The sequence below is a fragment of the Glutamicibacter nicotianae genome (genome assembly GCF_016907615.1).
Taxonomy (GTDB): domain Bacteria; phylum Actinomycetota; class Actinomycetes; order Actinomycetales; family Micrococcaceae; genus Glutamicibacter; species Glutamicibacter nicotianae.
The window spans coordinates 2,101,338-2,118,603 of record NZ_JAFBCH010000001.1 but is presented as its reverse complement, the minus strand read 5'-3'; the positions used below and the strand labels follow the sequence as shown (position 1 = coordinate 2,118,603).

Genomic DNA, 17,266 nt, shown 5'->3' with positions numbered 1-17,266 from the left:
CGGCAACCGGCGCTGGGCTAGCGTAGTGCCATGCAGATCGAATTGGACATCTCCGGCGCGCTTCATGCCTGCTGCCATCCGGGCTTCGCAGTGGGCGAGAAGGTCCGCTGGGAGTTCGCTCGGCTGCGCTACCCGGATGGCACCGTGGTCTACGAGCTGAATGACCACGACACGTTCAGCGAATCCGGGGTGCCGGTGAGTCCGGTGCACGGCATAGTGGCGGACATCCACTACATCGACCACCACTACGAGCCAGCCATCGGCGATCCCGGAGTGCTGCTGCCCTCCGGGGAGCCGGCCAGGATCACCCCGACCACCAGCGTCCCTGCGGGCACGGACTTCAATCACGATCTCATCCACGTCACCCTGGAACTTCTCGACCCAAACCAGCTGCCCCAGATCTGCGACTGGGATCCGCAATTGGGCTGCCCGTCGGATCCCTCAGCGCGCGAAGACGCGGCTCGCGCGCAGTTCGAGCTCAGCAGCGCAAGCGTCCACTTGCGTGAACTCGCTGAGGAACTGGCGAAGCGCTACGGCCACTTTGCCCAGGTGCGCTCCGATGGCCTAGGCCAGATCTCGATGCTGCCGCGGGCCGCCGGCGCCGCCGAAGTGCACTGGCGGCTGGATTTCAGCGATGTCCCCACGCAGCTGGCGCAGATCGTGGAAGCGGTCACCGCCGGGCGCCTTGAAGAACAGCGGCAGGCAACCGGCGCCAGCATGGTCCTTGCGATGAGCATCGAGCTGGCCGATGGCACCACACTGATCCAGCGCGACACGGTCCACGGATTCGGTGGGCAGGATGCTTTTGCGGTTATCGGTCCCTTGGGCGACCGGTTGGCCCGAACTGGCGAGTTCACGCCCTGGGCCTAGCGGCCGCCTGCCTGCTGGATCAGTTGCGTCGAAAGCGACGTCCAGCGGACACCCGGGCGTCACCTGGTGTTCGCCTGCCGGTCTCAAAGACTTGCGAATCTTGGGAGGTCATCTCAAGCAAACGCCAAGCAATTTTCGGGGGACTACCGACGTGAATCGAACCGCACAGAGGTCAGCGGGCATCCTTGCCGCGCTGGCATTGGGGGCCGGGGGCCTCGCACCGCTGGCACTGGCCGCAGGGGCCAACGCGGAGAGCGGAAGCTATTTCGAGCGCACCGCCACCTACCCGGTGCACCAGAACCATCCCGAGGGCGCCGTGGCGCAGACCGCCGCGGAAATCTCCACCGTCTCGGCCGATGGGCAGACGCTGATCTACACCGATGCGCTCTCGCGCCAGATCGGCTTCGTCGACATTTCCGACGCCGCGAAGCCGGTGGGCCTGGGCACCCTGCCGCTGCACCAGCTGGGCAGCGCCCAGGACGAGCCGACCAGTGTCGCCGCATTCGGCGAGTACGTGCTGGTGGTGGTCAACACCTCTACCAGCTACAGCGAGCCCTCGGGCCGCGTGGATGTGGTGCGCATCGCCGACCGCACGTTGGTGCACAGCATCGCGTTGCCGGGCCAGCCCGATTCCATTGCGCTGTCCGCCGACGGCGCCTACGCGGCGATCGCCATCGAGAACGAACGCGATGAGGATGCCGGGGACGGCGGGCTGCCGCAGGCTCCGGCCGGTTCCGTGGTCATCCTCGATACGGTGGGCGAGTCCCCGGCGGACTGGTCTCTGCGCGAGGTGCCGCTGGCCGGCGGAACGCGCGAGAACCCCGAAGCGCTGGATGAGCTGGCGCAGGCAGGGCTGGACACCCCGCAGGATCCGGAACCCGAATACGTGAGCATCAACTCGCGCAACCAGGCGGCGGTCACCCTCCAGGAAAACAACGGCATCGTGCTGATCGACCTGCCGAGCGGCACCATCGCCAAGGCCTTCAGCGCCGGCACCGTGGACCTGGACGGAATCGATACCGACGAGGACGGAAAACTAGATCCCACAAGCTCGCTGCAGGGCGTGCCACGCGAGCCGGATGCCATTGGCTGGATCCAGGACCGCTACCTGGCCACCGCGAACGAGGGCGACTGGAAGGGCGGCAGCCGCGGCTTCACCGTCTTCGATTCGAGCACCGGCGAACCGGTGTGGGATGCGGGAAACAGCTTCGAGCATCTCGCGCTGTCCCAGGGGTTGTTCCCCGAAGGCCGGGCAGGGAAGAAGGGCACCGAGCCGGAGGGCCTGGCCATCGGCGAGTACCAGGGCACCGACTACGCTTTCGTCGCCTCCGAACGCGGGAACTTCGTCGCGGTCTACGACATGAGCGATCCGCGCGCGCCGAAGTACGTGCAGACACTGCCCACCACCAACGGGCCGGAAGGCATCCTGCCGATCCCGGGCCGCGAGCTGCTCGCCGTCTCCTCGGAAACCGACGAGGCCGAGAACGGGGTGCGTTCGGCGCTGAACCTGTTCAGCTTCGGTGCCGCCGCGCCGCAATTCCCGCAGCTGTCCTCCGATCCGCACGATCCGGTGCCGTTCGGCGCACTCAGCGGGCTGTCGGCCAACCCGGCCGATGCCTCGCAGCTCTTCGCGGTCAGCGACAACGCGTACCAGCCGCGCATCTACAACTTGGAAGCCGGCATCCCGGCCACCGTCGAATCCTCGATGGCGGTCACCGGCGCCAGTGTCGAACTGGACCTGGAAGGCCTTGCCGCCCGCGCCGACGGCGGATTCTGGGCAGCCCATGAAGGGGAAACCGGGGCGCAGAACCTGCTGGTGCGCATCGACGCGGAAGGCGTGGTGCAGGAGGAGATCGCGCTGCCTGAATTGGCGGAGCTGGGCAAGCACGGTCTGGAAGGCATCGCCGCCACCGGCTCAGGCGAAAAGGAAAAAGTGGTGTTCGCGGTGCAGCGCGAGCTGCCCGGAGAGGATTACGTCCGCCTGGGCAAGTACCTGCCGGCCACCGGCGAGTTCAGCTGGTACGGCTACCAGCTGGAAGCGGCCGCGGACGGCGCCTGGAACGGCCTGTCGGAAATCACCGCCCTGCCCGATGGCTCCTACGCGGTGATCGAGCGCGATAACCTGGCGGGGCCTGACGCCGCGCACAAGAAGATCTACCAGGTGCGGCTTCCGGACGCTGCGGCCGGGGAAGTGCCGTTGGTGCAGAAGACGCTGGCGGCCGATGCGCTGCCGGCGCTGCAGGAAACCAGCGGATGGACCCAGGAGAAGCTCGAGGGCCTGGCCGTTGCCGATGGCGAGGTCTACGTGGTGACCGACAACGATGCGGTGGACGACGCCACCGGCGAGACCGTGTTCGCGCACCTGGGTGCGGCCGATGAGGTGTTCGACCTGGCCGGCCCGGCACCGAGCGACGAGCCGAGCGAAGTTCCAAGCGGCGAACCGAGCCAGCAGCCAAGTGAGGAACAGAGCAAAGCTCCGGTTGCGGAACCAACGACGAGCCCTTCGCAGTCCCCGCAGCGGGAATCCGGGCAGCCCCAGGCGCCTACGGATGCGCCGCAGCAGTCGCGGCCAGCCGAGCCTGAAGCCGGAGAAAACCTCGCCGACACCGGCGCCAACAGCTTCTGGCTGATCCCGGTGGGCGCGGTGATCGCGCTGCTCGGCGCGGCGGCGGCGATCAAGAGCTCACGGGCCCGCGCCAAGTAGCCGGAGGGTCCCCGGGCACAGCGAAGGCGTGGCACCCGCAGGTGCCACGCCTTCGCTGATTAAAACTAGTTCTTCTTCTGCGAGATCACGACCGCTGCCACGGCGGCGATGACCAGCGAGATGAGCAGGAACTTGCCGCCCTTGCCGGACTTCTTCTCCGGGGCGGAAAGGCTCTTCTGGGCCGCCTGCACGGCGTTCTCCACGGAGGCGCGGGCACGCTTGGCGGCCTTGGAGTTCCCACCGACATTTTCGATCAGGTTGGCGCCGGCCTTGTTGATGGCATCGGTGTTGACGCCGGCGACGGCCTCGTTCCAGCTGCCGCGGATTTCCTTGGGCAGCTCTTCCTTGGCGGTCTTGGCGAGTTTCGCCAGCGACTTCTCAACTTGCTTCAAGCTCTTGGCAGTTTTCGACATGTTGTTCCTCTCTGGTGGACCTGGAGTCGGGTAGACCTTGAGGTCTCGGTTCCAGCCTAGCCAGCCGGAGGTTGGCGCTCAAGGACGCGCCGTTGCGCTCACTGCGAACTGGGAACTTACTGGGAGGGCCGGCGCAGCGCGCGGATCCGGATGCGCAACGCGCTTGACAGGCACAGCACCATCAGGATCGCGGCGACCGAGAGCACCGTGGCGAACCCCGGCGAAGTGGACTGCCCGGTATAGCGGTCGGCGATGATCCAGCCGATCACCCACAGGGCACCGGCGTTCAGGTAGATCCCCATCGGGTTCTTGAAGCTGACCGCGCTGAGGAACAGCGCCAGCAGCAGCACCGCGAGGGCGCAGGCGCCCTTGAACATCAGCGAGCCGGCGTCCGCGCCGGAGTGCGCGGTGACGGCGACGGTCTCGGCCAGCACGATCACCGAGAGCCACCCGGCGAACAGGCCGAAGCTGGCGCGGGTGATCCACCGGTCCACCTGCCGCAGCGCCGCGGTCCTGCCGACCATCACCACAATGCGGACCAGCAGGGCCAGCAGGAGCAGGCCGAAGGCCAGCGAGGCGCCGATGCGGTCGCGCTCCAGGAACGCCACCCACAGGGCATTGCACAGCACCGCGCCGAGCACCCAGGGCCGCAGCCGGTGGTGCAGCCCCGTGCGTTCTTGCGGCAGGCACTGCCAGATCGCGTAGAACGCCACGGCGCCCATCAGCCCGAACCAGGGCAGCTGCCCGATGCGCGGAACGGAGGCGACGGTGGCATCCTGGCCCAGCCAGCCGCCGGCGCGATCTTCCAGCCCGGCGGCCGAAAGCACCGCCCATGCCGCCCAGCCCAAGCCGAGCAGGATGGCGGCCGCATAGCCCACGGTAACCAGCCTTGTCTTCACGAATCCGAACGTACCACGGCCCGGGGACCAAAATGGTTCGCCACGGCTAGAGTGGAAGCATGACTGAGCCTTGGGTACGACGTGCCATTTCCCTGCTCGACGCTGACGCGAACCGCAGCGCCGACACCCACCTGCATCGCTTCGAGCTCCCCGGCCACTGGGGGATCGAGCTCTACTTGAAGGACGAGTCGGTGCACCCCACCGGCTCGCTCAAGCACCGGTTGGCCCGCTCGCTGATCCTCTACGGGCTGGTCAACGGGAAGATCTCCGAAGGCACCACGCTGGTGGAAGCCTCCAGCGGGTCCACCGCGGTCTCCGAAGCCTATTTCGCGCGGATGCTGGGGCTGGAATTCATCGCGGTGGTGCCCAGGTCCACCAGCGCGGAGAAGATCGAGCTCATCGAGTTCTACGGCGGCCGCTGCCACCTGGTGGACGCGGCCGGAGACGTCGACGCGGCGGCCCGCGAGCTGGCGGCCGGCACCGGCGGCTACTACCTGGACCAGTTCACCTATGCCGAGCGGGCCACCGACTGGCGCGGGAACAACAACATTGCCGAGTCGGTGTACGCGCAGATGGCTGCCGAAGCGCATCCGATTCCCAGCTGGATCGTGGTCGGTGCCGGGACCGGCGGCACCAGCGCCACGTTCGGGCGCTATGCGCGCTACAAGCGGCATGAGACCCGGATCTGCGTGGGCGACCCGGAAGGCTCGTCGTTCTATGAGGGATGGCGCACCGGGGACCTGGGCTACGCGACGGGCCGCGGATCGCGCATCGAGGGGATCGGCCGGCCCAGCGTGGAGCCGAGCTTCGTGCCCGGGGTGATCGACCGCATGGTGCAGGTGCCCGACGCGGCCTCGCTGGCAGCCATGAACTTCCTGCGCGCCAAGACCCGCTATTTCGCCGGCGGCTCCACCGGAACCAACCTCTATGCGGCCTTTACGATCATCGCGCAGATGCTGCAGCGCGGCGAGCAGGGCTCGGTGGTGACGCTGATCTGCGACTCCGGCGAGCGCTACGCGAAGACCTACTACAACCCTGAATGGGTGGCCGGGCAGGGACTGGATCTGGCACCCTATCAAGCACAGCTCGAGCGCTTCCTCGAAACGGGAGCCTGGGACTAGCTGCGCAGGGTGGGCATCAGTCCGGCCTTGTGCTTGCGCTGGTGCACCGAGAAGTAGCCCAAGCCGGAATCGCCTGCCACGAACTGCCGCTGGGAGCGGGCGGGCAGGTAGATGATGTCTCCGACGGCCAGCTCGATGGATCCGCTGGCGGTGCGCAGCACCCCGGAACCGGCAAAGACGTGCAGCAGCACGTCGAGCTCCGGGCCCTGGTGCTGCCCGATCTTTTCGCCTGGGGCCAGCGAGATGACGTTGGCGTCCAGGTCGCGCTGCTCGGGTTGCAGCTTCCAGATCGCTCCGTTGGATTTTCCGGCGGCCAGTTCGGTGGTGTTGGCCATACGGCGCGGTTCGGGCATCGTCTCTCCTTGAAGTGCTGTGCTGCTGGCTCAAGCTTAGCCAACCCAGCAGAGCACCGGAGCGGCGGCAGGTGCGGGCGCAGGCGATTGGTGCCTAGGATGGGAGCCAAGGAGGGAAGATGACTGAAAGTCCAGCAGCGCGGCATGCGAGCACCCAAGCGGATTTCGCAGCGAACCTGGCTTCCATCCGCGCGCGGATTGCCGCGGCGGAGGCCAAGGCCGGCCGGGCGGCGGGCAGCGTGCGGCTGCTGCCGGTGACCAAGACGGTCCCGGCTGAACGGCTGCGCCTGGCGATCGCGGCCGGGGTTCACTGGCTGGGGGAGAACAAGGTGCAGGAAGCGTGGGAGAAATCCCAGGCGCTGGCGGACCTGCCGCAGCTGAAGTACTCGGTGATCGGGCACCTGCAAACCAACAAGGCCAAGTACGTGGCCCGGTTCGCCGACGAGTTCCAGGCCCTGGATAATCTGCGCCAGTCACAGGCGTTGGAGCGCCGGCTGGAGATCGAGGACCGCACCCTTGAAGTGTTCATCCAGGTGAACACGTCGTCGGAAGAATCCAAGTTCGGGCTGGAACCTGGCCAGGCTCCGGTATTCCTCAAGCAATTGCAGGGATTTGAGCGGCTGCAGGTCAAGGGATTGATGACCTTGGCGGTGTTCTCGCCACAGCAGGAACTGGTCCGCGCCTGCTTCCGGAAGCTGGTTGCCGTGCGCGAAGAGCTTCGCCAATTGAATCTGGGCAGCGTGGAAGAGCTGTCCATGGGGATGAGCGGGGACTTCGAGCTGGCCATTGCCGAAGGAGCCACGGTGGTGCGCGTGGGCCAGGGCCTATTCGGTGCGCGGGCCTTACCTGATTCGCACTATTGGCCAGGGTTCGCCGGCTAGTTTCCGGCGGCGTGGGAAGCTGGTCTGCGCTTGTTCGTCCTGTCACAGGCCGGTGTGCTGGGAAGAACTTGAATTTGCGGCGTATGCCCATGACAGCAGCCGGTCGGCGCAGTAGGGTGAAGAGCAGACCCACTGGAACATTGTGTGCAGGAGGAATGTTTTGCCTACCGTAGCCGACCACCTGATTGAACAGCTCGATACCCAGGGAGTGCGCCGCATCTACGGCATCCCGGGCGATTCCCTGAACGGCTTGACCGATTCCCTGCGGGAGAACGGGCGGATCGAATGGGTCCACCACCGCCATGAGGAAGCCGCCGCCTTCGCCGCAGCGGCGGAGGCGGAAATCACCGGCGAGCTGACCGTCTGCGTCGGCTCGTGCGGACCGGGCAACCTGCACTTGATCAATGGGCTGTACGACGCGAACCGCTCGCGCGTCCCGGTACTGGCGATCGCCGCGCACATCCCTACCGGAGAGATCGGCTCCAACTATTTCCAGGAGACGCACCCGGTCGAAGTCTTCCGCGAATGCTCCGTCTATGCCGAACAAGTTTCCGATCCCAAGCAGATGCCCCGGATGCTGCGCATTGCGATGCGCGAGGCCATCGAGAAGCGCGGTGTGGCGGTGCTGGTGATTTCCGGCGATGTGGCGCTGGCGGAAATGGAACGCACGCCCACGCAGAAAATCATCAAGACCAATCCGCGGGTGCTGCCCAATGAAGAGGAGCTGGAACGCGCCGCAGAGGTCCTTGAAAGTTCGCGCAAGGTCACCATTCTCGCCGGCGCAGGTGTGGCCGGCGCCCACGGAGAAGTGATCGAGCTGGCAGGAAAGCTCGCTGCGCCGATCGTGCATGCCATGCGCGGCAAGGAGCATATCGAATACGACAACCCGTACGATGTGGGCATGACCGGCCTGCTGGGCTTCGCTTCGGGCGCCAAGGCGATCGCCGAATGCGATGTGCTGCTGATGCTGGGCACCGATTTCCCCTACCAGCAGTTCTACCCGCAGGATGCGACCATCATCCAGGTGGATATCCGTGGCGAGCAGATCGGCAAGCGCACGCGGGTGGACATCCCGCTGGTGGGTACGGTTAAGGACACTGCCGCGGCGCTGGCCGCCGTGCTCCCGGTGCAGACCCACCGCAAGCACCTGGAAGCAGCGGTGGAGCACTACCGCAAGACCCGTACGAAGCTCGACGAGCTGGCGACGCCCTCCAAACCCGGCGCCGCGATCCATCCGCAGTACTTGGCCCGGCTGATCGACCAGCACGCAGATGAGGATGCGATCTTCACCGCCGACGTTGGTTCCCCGGTGATCTGGGCGGCCCGCTATCTGTCGATGACCGGCAAGCGCCGGGTACTGGGCTCCTTCAACCACGGTTCCATGGCCAACGCGCTGTGCCACGCACTGGGCGCCCAGGCAATTGACCGGCAACGCCAGGTGATCGCCTTCGCCGGGGATGGCGGATTGGCCATGATGCTCGGCGAGCTGCTCACTGCCACGCAGAACAAGCTGCCGATCAAGATCGTGGTGTTCAACAACTCCTCGCTGAATTTCGTGGAACTGGAAATGAAGGCCGCTGGCTTCGTCACCTACGCCACCGATCTGCACAATCCCGACTTCGGGGCCGTGGCCACTGCCTCCGGGCTCAAGGGCTACCGGGTGGATGATTCGGCGCAGCTCGAAGCCACGGTGGAAGAATTCCTGGCTCATGACGGTCCTGCGCTGCTGGATGTGGCGACCGACCGCCAGGAGATGTCGATGCCGCCGGAAATCAAGCTGGAGCAGGCCAAGGGCTTTGCCCTGTATGCCCTGAGGACCGTGCTCTCCGGACGCGGCGACGAGCTGCTGGATCTGGCGAAAACCAACTGGCGCCAACTGTTCTAGCGGAATTGTGCCTATGCTTGTTGCTGGTGCCCTTGGCACCAGCAACACGTTTGTGACATCAGAAAGTTGGCGCTTTGGCTTCGCAACCTGCCGCTCTGCATGCGGCCACCATCGAGGATTTCACCCGCAACCTGGCAACTGTCAACCAGAAGATCGCCGCGGCGGCAACGGCTGCGGGCCGGGACGCCGGCTCGGTCCGGCTGCTTCCGGTGACCAAGACCATCGATACCGACCGCTTGGCCTTGGCGATCGCCGCCGGTGTGAACACGCTGGGGGAGAACAAGGTCCAAGAGGCGCAGGGCAAGTACGAGCATTTCTGCGAGAAGTTCCCGCACCTGCGCTATGCGATCATTGGTCCGCTGCAGACGAACAAGGCGAAGTTCGTGGCGAAGTTCGCTGATGAATTCCATGCGCTGGACTCGCTGAAACTCGCCGAGACCTTGCAACGCCGACTGGAGCTCGAAGATCGGACGCTGGAGGTCTTCATCCAGGTCAATACCTCCGGGGAGGAAAGCAAATCCGGTATCCAGGCTGGCGAGGCAGCCGGGTTGCTTGCCGGTTTGGCGTCGCTGGACCGATTGAAGCCGGTGGGCCTGATGACCATGGCGGCGAATACCACCGATGAAGCATCCATCCGCGGCAGCTTCTCCTTGCTGCGCGAGACCCGTGACCAATTGCGGCAGGATGCTCCTGACAGCTTCCAGCACCTGTCCATGGGCATGAGCGGCGACTACGAGCTGGCCATCGCCGAAGGAGCCACCGTTGTGCGCGTGGGCCAGGGAATCTTCGGTGCCCGGACCTACCCGGCCTAAAGAGCCCCTGAATCGTTTCTGGGCTTCGCGACCAGGGGCAGCTGATATTTCTTAGCTGCCCCTGGTCTTAGCTGCCCCTGTTTTGCGTTCTCCACAATCGGTCGTGCGGCTCCCAAACTGTCGGTTCAGAGGCTGACACTACATGTAGGGGTGCACGATGTGCACCCGGAACTGGATAGGGGAAGCGAAACACGCCGACGAACATCTCACAGAAGAATTTTTAACCCACAATGGAGTTCTGCCAACCTGTGGACAAAGGAGCCGGGTCCGCTAGAAATAGCGGTTTAAACGGGGGTTAGTATCCACAGATCCTGTGGACGTCATCGTGGATGAATGACATACTTGTAATACATCATGTTGTGGCCGCTTGACCGGCCAAACACAAGATGTAGTATTGAACTCGTTGGTGCGGCTCGCACCAGAAGCACCTCGAAGCAGTGGTTTCGAGGCATCCGAGAGGATGGCTAGGTACTTTCCGAGAATCCGGGAACCTAGCCGAAAATAGACTTTCCAAAGGGGATCAGGGACATGGCCATCACGGTTTACACGAAGCCTTCCTGCGTTCAGTGCAACGCTACTTACCGCGCGCTGGATAAGAAGGGTGTCGAGTACAACAAGGTAGACATCTCTCAGGATGCGGCAGCCTTGGAGCACGTTCGTGGCTTGGGCTACATGCAGGCACCTGTCGTAATCACCGATGACGATCACTGGTCGGGTTTCCGCCCAGACAAGATCGAGTTGCTGGCACCAGCCAACTAATTCAGAACTCCATCCGCTATCTTCTAGTGGAGGCGAAAAAATAATGGCACCTGCAGCACTTGCCGACAGGCAAAATGCTGAGGCCCAGGAACCGCTGGAATTCACCGATTCGAACCTGATTTACTTCTCATCGGTTTCGGAGAACACGAAGCGTTTCGTGGAGAAGCTCGAGATGGATGCCGCGAGGATTCCGGTCTACGCGACCGAACCGCAGCTCATCTCGACAGCCCCGTACGTGCTGCTCATACCCACTTATGGCGGAGAGCAAGGCAAGCGTTCAATCATGCCGCAGATCATGAAGTTCCTGCGGCATGATGTGAACCGGGCGAATCTTCGCGGCGTGATCGGTGCGGGGAATACAAACTTCGGCGAGTACTACTGCATTGCGGCCAAGCGCATTGCCGAGAAATGCAACGTACCCGTGCTTTATACATTCGAAATTATGGGAACCTCAGAAGACGTTCTCAACGTCAAAGAAGGGCTTGAAACCTTTTGGACACCAGCGTCGCAGAACCGGCAGCAACGATGAAGAGCTCAAAGGAGCTCCCAGCCCAGTTCCAGGGCTTGAGCTACAACGACTTGAACGCCATGCTGAACCTCTACGGTCCAGATGGAAAGATCCAGTTCGAGGTAGACCGCTATGCGGCTCGCCAGTATTTCTTGGATCACGTGAACAACAACACCGTGTTCTTCCACGATCTGGACGAGAAGCTTGAATACCTCGTCAAGCACGAGTACTACGAACGCGAAACCCTCGACCAGTACTCGATGAACTTCATCCGGGATCTGTTCAAGCACGCCTTCGGCAAGAAGTTCCGCTTCGAAACCTTCTTGGGCGCCTTCAAGTTCTACACTTCGTACACTTTGAAGACCTTCGACGGAAAGCGCTACCTGGAACGCTATGAAGACCGCGTCTGCATGGTGGCCCTGCACCTGGCACGCGGCGACGAGAAGCTGGCCCGGCATCTGGTCGACGAGATCATCGAAGGCCGCTTCCAGCCTGCTACCCCAACCTTCCTGAATGCCGGCAAGGCGCAGCGCGGCGAACTGGTCTCCTGCTTCCTGCTTCGCATCGAAGACAACATGGAGTCCATCGCCCGCGCGGTGAACTCGTCGCTGCAGCTTTCCAAGCGCGGCGGTGGTGTTGCCCTGTCGCTGACCAACCTGCGTGAGCATGGTGCCCCGATCAAGCAGATCGAGAACCAGTCTTCCGGTGTCATCCCGGTCATGAAGCTTCTTGAAGATTCCTTCTCCTACGCGAACCAGCTCGGTGCACGCCAGGGCGCCGGTGCCGTCTACTTGAACGCGCACCACCCGGATATCTACCGCTTCTTGGATACCAAGCGCGAAAACGCTGATGAGAAGATCCGCATCAAGACCCTGTCCCTGGGTGTTGTCATTCCGGATGTCACCTTCGAACTGGCGCGCAAGAACGAAGACATGTACCTGTTCAGCCCGTACGACGTCGAGCGCGTCTACGGCCAGCCGTTCAGCGAAATCTCCGTCACCGAGAAGTACTACGACATGGTCGACGATGCGCGCATCAAGAAGACCAAGATCAACGCCCGCGAGTTCTTCCAGACTCTGGCCGAGATCCAGTTCGAGTCCGGTTACCCGTACATCATGTTCGAGGACACCGTGAACAAGGCAAATCCAATTGCCGGCCGCATCACCATGTCCAACCTGTGCTCGGAAATCCTCCAGGTTTCTTCCGCTTCGGAATTTGCTGACGACCTGAGCTACAAGACCGTCGGCAAGGACATCTCCTGCAACCTCGGTTCGATGAACATCGCCAAGGCCATGGACGGCAAAGATCTGGCTACCTCGGTAGAGATCGCCATTCGTGCGCTGAGCGCCGTTTCGGACATGTCGGACATCGCTTCAGTTCCTTCGATTGCCGATGGCAACCGCAAGTCGCACGCCATTGGCCTGGGCCAGATGAACCTGCATGGCTTCCTTGCTCGCGAGCACATCTACTATGGCTCCGAAGAAGGCATCGACTTCACCAATATCTACTTCTACACGATCCTGTTCCACGCGCTGACTGCTTCGAACAAGATCGCGATGGAACGCGGCGAGACCTTCGACAACTTCGAGAACTCGAAGTACGCCTCCGGCGAGTTCTTCGACAAGTACACCGAGCAGGAATGGGCACCAGCTACCGAGCGCGTCCGCGAACTATTCGAGGGCATGCACATTCCTACCCAGGAAGACTGGAAGGCCCTGAAGGCTTCGGTTATGGAGCACGGCATCTACAACCAGAACCTCCAGGCAGTTCCTCCAACCGGTTCGATCTCGTACATCAACAACTCGACCTCCTCGATCCACCCGGTCGCAGCGAAGATCGAAATCCGCAAGGAAGGTAAGATCGGCCGCGTTTACTACCCGGCTCCTTACATGAACAACGAGAACACCGACTTCTACGAAGACGCTTACGAAATCGGCTACGAGAAGATCATTGACACCTACGCCGCTGCAACCCAGCACGTCGACCAGGGCTTGTCGCTGACCTTGTTCTTCAAGGACACCGTCACTACTCGTGACATCAACAAGGCCCAGATCTACGCATGGCGCAAGGGTATCAAGAGCCTGTACTACATCCGCCTGCGCCAGCTCGCGCTGGAAGGCACCGAGGTTGAAGGTTGCGTTTCCTGCGCACTGTAAGACCTTGAGCCATTGACCGGTTGGCCGGTCCATGGCATCACGCAACAGCTGCCGCAGGGCTCCGTCCAGCGGCAGCTGTTGCACATCAAAACCACTTCAGATCGTGTCAACGATCCGACATGAACTCTGGACCTTGCTGCACCGGCACCGTTCGAAAGAACTGTAGAGTTGTACGCGAAGTTCTTAACACGATTTAGCTTTTCGATGAGGGGCAATGACCGAGAAGATTCAGCTCACCAACAAGGTTGAAGCAATCAACTGGAACCGTATCCAGGACGATAAGGACGTGGAGGTCTGGAACCGACTCGTCAATAACTTCTGGCTTCCGGAGAAGGTGCCGCTGTCCAACGACATCCAGTCGTGGGCCACCCTGACCGAAGACGAAAAGCTGCTGACCATGCGTGTCTTCACCGGCCTGACCCTGCTGGACACCTTGCAGGGTACCGTAGGCGCCGTCTCGCTGATCCCGGATGCACTGACCCCGCACGAAGAAGCAGTGTACACCAACATTGCCTTCATGGAATCGGTGCACGCCAAGAGCTACTCCTCGATTTTCTCGACCCTGGCCTCCACCAAGGAAATCGATGAAGCCTTCCGCTGGTCCACCGAGAACGTGAACCTGCAGAAGAAGGCCCAGATCATCGAGAGCTACTACCACGGCGAAGACCCGCTCAAGCGCAAGATCGCTTCGACCCTGCTCGAATCGTTCCTGTTCTACTCGGGCTTCTACCTGCCAATGCACTGGTCCTCGCACGCTAAGCTGACCAACACTGCTGACTTGATCCGCCTGATCATCCGTGACGAAGCAGTCCACGGCTACTACATCGGCTACAAGTTCCAGAAGGGTCTGGAAGGTGCCAGCGAAGAACGCAAGCAGGAGCTGAAGGACTACACCTTCGAGCTGATGTACGAACTGTACGAAAATGAAGTCCAGTACACCCATGACCTCTACGATCCGGTAGGCCTGTCCGAGGACGTCAAGAAGTTCTTGCACTACAACGCCAACAAGGCTCTGATGAACCTGGGCTACGAGGCCATGTTCCCATCCACCGTGACCGACGTATCCCCAGCTATCTTGGCTGCGTTGAGCCCGAACGCTGATGAGAACCATGACTTCTTCTCCGGTTCCGGTTCCTCCTATGTCATCGGCAAGGCAGTAAATACCGAAGACGAGGACTGGGACTTCTAGTACCTAGCTTTTCCGACACTGGCCCCACCAATTTGGTGGGGCCTTTGTCATGAGCGACGCTATACGCAACGCACAGCGGCAATTGGTAGATACTTGGAAAGTACGAGTTGCTATCAATGCGCGGGAGTCAATGTGCAGATCGAATCCACTTCGGATGAACAAAGTTCATTGGACGACCAGCAAATCCAGCGGATTCGACGCAAATCCATTTCTGTTCTCGCCGCAGGACAGATTCTTGGTGGCTTGGGCAGTGGCGCAACCCTGACCTTGGGGTCGCTGCTGATTGTGAATGTTTCCGGGCTCGATGAACTGGCCGGCATGGCAGCAACCATGAATACACTGGGTGCCGCCGTCATGGCACTGCCGCTGGCGATGCTCGCTCAGAAATTCGGCCGGCGTGTTTCGCTATCAACAGGTGCCTTGCTGGCGGCCAGCGGCGTCACCATCATCATTGCCTCAGCATTCCTGAGATATTGGCCGCTGCTGCTGCTCGGCATGCTGGTTCTAGGAACCGGCTCGGCAATGAATCTCCAATCCCGATTCGCTGCCACGGATTTGTCCAGCAAATCCACTCGCGGCCGTGATCTCTCCATCGTCGTATGGTCGACAACCATCGGCGCAGTCATTGGTCCCAACTTGTTCGAGCCTGGCGAAGAACTCGCTCGGTTCATAAGTCTCCCATCGTTTACCGGAGGCTTTCTCATCGCCATGTGCGCGCAACTGATCGGCGTGCTGGTTTACTGGGTTGGCTTGCGTCCCGACCCTTTGCAGATTGCACAGCAACGAGCAGCTGCCCACGCGCAAAAAGCCCAACTTCGCCGCCGAGGCTGGAGCATCCTGAAAAACACTCCGGCAGCTCGACGTGCGGTGCTCACCGTGGCTTTGACCCACCTCTACATGGTGTCCATGATGTCAATGACTCCAATCCACATGCAGCATCAAGGGGCAAGCCTCACGCTCATCGGCATCACGATTTCAATTCATGTTGCCGGGATGTACGCATTGTCGCCGGTATTCGGCTGGCTCACGGACAAGGCAGGAGCGCGGACGATCATCTTTGCTGGGCAAGTATTGCTGATCACGGCAAGCATACTCGTGTGGATCGATTCAGAGAGCCACACCGTGACAACCTTTGCTTTGCTGAGCTTGGGACTCGGCTGGTCTGCGGCCACAGTTGCCGGGGCAACAATGATTTCCGGGGCGGTTGGTATTTCGGAACGTCCGCAATTGCAAGGCACTTCGGATCTCTGCATGAATCTTGCCGGTGTGCTTGGAGGGCTTAGCGCTGGCCCGGTTCTGGGAGCCGTCGGGTTCCAAGGGCTGGCCGTGGTGCTGTTGATCTTCGCGATGCTCATGATTGCTGTGAATTTGAAGCCAAACAGCTCGGATGCTGTCTACGATTAGCGGATAGTGCCAAGCTGGAAGCTGGTTACTTCATGCGGAAGGTTACGGGCTCATGGCAGAAGATACACGGTGCATTATCGTTGGGGGAGGACCCTCCGGAATGGTGGCCGGTTTGCTGCTTGCCCGCAGCGGTGTGCCAGTAACGGTTCTTGAGAAGCATGCCGATTTCCTCAGGGATTTTCGTGGTGACACCATCCACCCCTCAACGCTGCAGTTGCTTGATGAAATCGGGCTGATGAGCGAGTTCGAAAAGATCGATTTCAGCAAGGTTGCTCAGGCAAGCATACCCGCCAGGGACGGTTCGCCAGCTACAGTTCTCGACCTGTCGCGGTTGGAGCATCCATTTCCGTTCATCGCCATGGCGCCGCAGTGGGATTTCCTCAACTTGTTGGCTCGTGCAGGTGCAGCGGAACCGAATTTCGAGCTGAGGATGTGTACTTCGGTAACTGACGTTGTCACCGAAGGAGGCCGCATAGTTGGCGTCAAATATGAAGACTCGGCCGGCGGCGGTGAAATGCGTGCTTTGCTCACTATTGCGGCAGACGGCAGGTGGTCCCGTGTCCGAGAAGCAGCCGCACTGCCGATGAGGGAATTCTCCGTACCGATTGATGTGTGGTGGTTCAAGATTCCAAGCAACGTGGATCGAAAGAACGAACTGACTCCAGCGTTCGCCAAGGATCGATCTTTTGTCCTGATTCCGCGCGAGGGATACGTGCAGGCAGCCATGCTTTTACCGAAGGGGCACGATGCCCGGCTACGCGCAGAAGGCGTCCAGTCATGGAGGAAGTCAATCATCCAGGCCGCCCCCGAGCTGGCAGATGGCGTACGGAGTTTGGCCCTTGATGATGCGAAGCTTCTGGACGTCAAGCTAAATCGTGCGAAACAGTGGTGGCGGAGAGGCCTGCTGTGCATTGGGGATTCTGCCCATGCCATGAGTCCAGTTGGGGGAATCGGCATCAACTTGGCTGTGCAGGATGCTGTAGCAGCGGCACGGATCTTGGCGCGGCCTCTTCGGGAGGGGACGATTTCTGATCATGATGTGGCAGCAGTACAACGCCGCCGAACCGTCCCGACAGTTGCTACACAGATGGTTCAACGAGTTATGCATCGCGGGCTAACCCGCGTCATGCAGGCCAGCGGCGAATTCCGGGTGCCGATGCCGGTAGCTTCCGCTTTTCGCTTGTTCCCGAAGCTCACGACATTGCCGGCTCGTCTGCTTGGTGTAGGGGTTCTTCGGGAACGACCTCCGGTCGAAGCCTGCCGGTAGAAAACGGTTAAAAGCAGCAAAGGTGCAGTTCCATCCTTGCGGGGA

15 protein-coding genes are annotated in these 17,266 nt (G+C 61.7%); 12 read left to right on the top strand and 3 right to left on the bottom strand.

Annotation, left to right across the window (positions count from 1 at the left end; translation table 11 throughout):
- The first annotated feature begins 30 nt into the window (after positions 1–30).
- Positions 31–870 carry a hypothetical protein gene (locus JOE62_RS10130; RefSeq protein ID WP_204722261.1) on the top strand — a complete coding sequence of 280 codons (840 nt, stop codon included), beginning with the start codon at positions 31–33 and terminating at the stop codon, positions 868–870.
- A gap of 151 nt (positions 871–1,021) precedes the next feature.
- Positions 1,022–3,574 (top strand): choice-of-anchor I domain-containing protein, encoded by a 2,553-nt coding sequence (locus JOE62_RS10125; protein WP_338085778.1) that lies wholly within the window; start codon positions 1,022–1,024, stop codon positions 3,572–3,574.
- A gap of 65 nt (positions 3,575–3,639) precedes the next feature.
- Here JOE62_RS10125 and JOE62_RS10120 read toward each other — a convergent pair whose 3' ends face one another.
- Positions 3,640–3,987, bottom strand: a complete 348-nt coding sequence (locus JOE62_RS10120; RefSeq protein WP_204722259.1) for a hypothetical protein — start codon at positions 3,985–3,987, stop codon at positions 3,640–3,642.
- Between the two features lie 116 nt (positions 3,988–4,103).
- Entirely contained in the window at positions 4,104–4,865 is a 762-nt protein-coding gene (locus tag JOE62_RS10115; RefSeq protein WP_204722258.1) for a TspO-related membrane protein, read from the bottom strand.
- Between the two features lie 80 nt (positions 4,866–4,945).
- Between JOE62_RS10115 and JOE62_RS10110 the strand changes: the two genes are divergently transcribed.
- Positions 4,946–6,007, top strand: a complete 1,062-nt coding sequence (locus JOE62_RS10110; protein ID WP_204722257.1) for a PLP-dependent cysteine synthase family protein — start codon at positions 4,946–4,948, stop codon at positions 6,005–6,007.
- Here JOE62_RS10110 and JOE62_RS10105 read toward each other — a convergent pair.
- Positions 6,004–6,360, bottom strand: a complete 357-nt coding sequence (locus JOE62_RS10105; RefSeq protein WP_204722256.1) for a cupin domain-containing protein — start codon at positions 6,358–6,360, stop codon at positions 6,004–6,006. The genes JOE62_RS10110 and JOE62_RS10105 overlap by 4 nt on opposite strands.
- A gap of 119 nt (positions 6,361–6,479) precedes the next feature.
- On the opposite strand from JOE62_RS10105, the gene JOE62_RS10100 reads away from it, so the two are divergent.
- The 9 genes from JOE62_RS10100 to JOE62_RS10060 all read left to right on the top strand — a co-directional run bounded on the left by JOE62_RS10100 (position 6,480) and on the right by JOE62_RS10060 (position 17,221).
- On the top strand, positions 6,480–7,241 hold the full coding sequence (locus JOE62_RS10100; RefSeq protein ID WP_204722255.1) for a YggS family pyridoxal phosphate-dependent enzyme: 762 nt from the start codon (positions 6,480–6,482) through the stop codon (positions 7,239–7,241).
- A 160-nt stretch (positions 7,242–7,401) separates the two neighbouring features.
- Positions 7,402–9,126 (top strand): ubiquinone-dependent pyruvate dehydrogenase, encoded by a 1,725-nt coding sequence (gene poxB / locus JOE62_RS10095; protein WP_204722254.1) that lies wholly within the window; start codon positions 7,402–7,404, stop codon positions 9,124–9,126.
- Positions 9,127–9,200: 74 nt separating this feature from the next.
- Positions 9,201–9,938 carry a YggS family pyridoxal phosphate-dependent enzyme gene (locus JOE62_RS10090; RefSeq protein ID WP_204722253.1) on the top strand — a complete coding sequence of 246 codons (738 nt, stop codon included), beginning with the start codon at positions 9,201–9,203 and terminating at the stop codon, positions 9,936–9,938.
- A 528-nt stretch (positions 9,939–10,466) separates the two neighbouring features.
- Positions 10,467–10,697, top strand: a complete 231-nt coding sequence (gene nrdH / locus JOE62_RS10085) for a glutaredoxin-like protein NrdH (protein ID WP_013349130.1) — start codon at positions 10,467–10,469, stop codon at positions 10,695–10,697.
- A 43-nt stretch (positions 10,698–10,740) separates the two neighbouring features.
- On the top strand, positions 10,741–11,226 hold the full coding sequence (gene nrdI / locus JOE62_RS10080) for a class Ib ribonucleoside-diphosphate reductase assembly flavoprotein NrdI (protein ID WP_073706167.1): 486 nt from the start codon (positions 10,741–10,743) through the stop codon (positions 11,224–11,226).
- A complete protein-coding gene (gene nrdE, locus JOE62_RS10075; RefSeq protein ID WP_204722252.1) occupies positions 11,223–13,361 on the top strand; it encodes a class 1b ribonucleoside-diphosphate reductase subunit alpha in 2,139 nt (712 codons plus the stop codon). The genes nrdI and nrdE overlap by 4 nt, the downstream gene beginning before the upstream one ends.
- A 214-nt stretch (positions 13,362–13,575) precedes the next feature.
- On the top strand, positions 13,576–14,550 hold the full coding sequence (gene nrdF / locus JOE62_RS10070) for a class 1b ribonucleoside-diphosphate reductase subunit beta (RefSeq protein WP_038991231.1): 975 nt from the start codon (positions 13,576–13,578) through the stop codon (positions 14,548–14,550).
- 132 nt (positions 14,551–14,682) lie between these two features.
- Positions 14,683–15,954 (top strand): MFS transporter, encoded by a 1,272-nt coding sequence (locus tag JOE62_RS10065; protein ID WP_204722251.1) that lies wholly within the window; start codon positions 14,683–14,685, stop codon positions 15,952–15,954.
- Between the two features lie 52 nt (positions 15,955–16,006).
- Positions 16,007–17,221 (top strand): FAD-dependent oxidoreductase, encoded by a 1,215-nt coding sequence (locus JOE62_RS10060; protein WP_204722250.1) that lies wholly within the window; start codon positions 16,007–16,009, stop codon positions 17,219–17,221.
- Positions 17,222–17,266: the final 45 nt, after the last annotated feature.

What these genes read in the sequence shown, in the direction of transcription:
- JOE62_RS10130 (WP_204722261.1), top strand. Translation starts at nt 31, where the DNA reads ATGCAGATCGAATTGGACATCTCCGGCGCGCTTCATGCCTGCTGCCAT.
- JOE62_RS10120 (WP_204722259.1), bottom strand. Translation starts at nt 3,987, where the DNA reads ATGTCGAAAACTGCCAAGAGCTTGAAGCAAGTTGAGAAGTCGCTGGCG.
- JOE62_RS10110 (WP_204722257.1), top strand. Translation starts at nt 4,946, where the DNA reads ATGACTGAGCCTTGGGTACGACGTGCCATTTCCCTGCTCGACGCTGAC.
- JOE62_RS10105 (WP_204722256.1), bottom strand. Translation starts at nt 6,360, where the DNA reads ATGCCCGAACCGCGCCGTATGGCCAACACCACCGAACTGGCCGCCGGA.
- JOE62_RS10100 (WP_204722255.1), top strand. Translation starts at nt 6,480, where the DNA reads ATGACTGAAAGTCCAGCAGCGCGGCATGCGAGCACCCAAGCGGATTTC.
- nrdH (WP_013349130.1), top strand. Translation starts at nt 10,467, where the DNA reads ATGGCCATCACGGTTTACACGAAGCCTTCCTGCGTTCAGTGCAACGCT.
- nrdI (WP_073706167.1), top strand. Translation starts at nt 10,741, where the DNA reads ATGGCACCTGCAGCACTTGCCGACAGGCAAAATGCTGAGGCCCAGGAA.
- nrdE (WP_204722252.1), top strand. Translation starts at nt 11,223, where the DNA reads ATGAAGAGCTCAAAGGAGCTCCCAGCCCAGTTCCAGGGCTTGAGCTAC.
- nrdF (WP_038991231.1), top strand. Translation starts at nt 13,576, where the DNA reads ATGACCGAGAAGATTCAGCTCACCAACAAGGTTGAAGCAATCAACTGG.
- JOE62_RS10060 (WP_204722250.1), top strand. Translation starts at nt 16,007, where the DNA reads ATGGCAGAAGATACACGGTGCATTATCGTTGGGGGAGGACCCTCCGGA.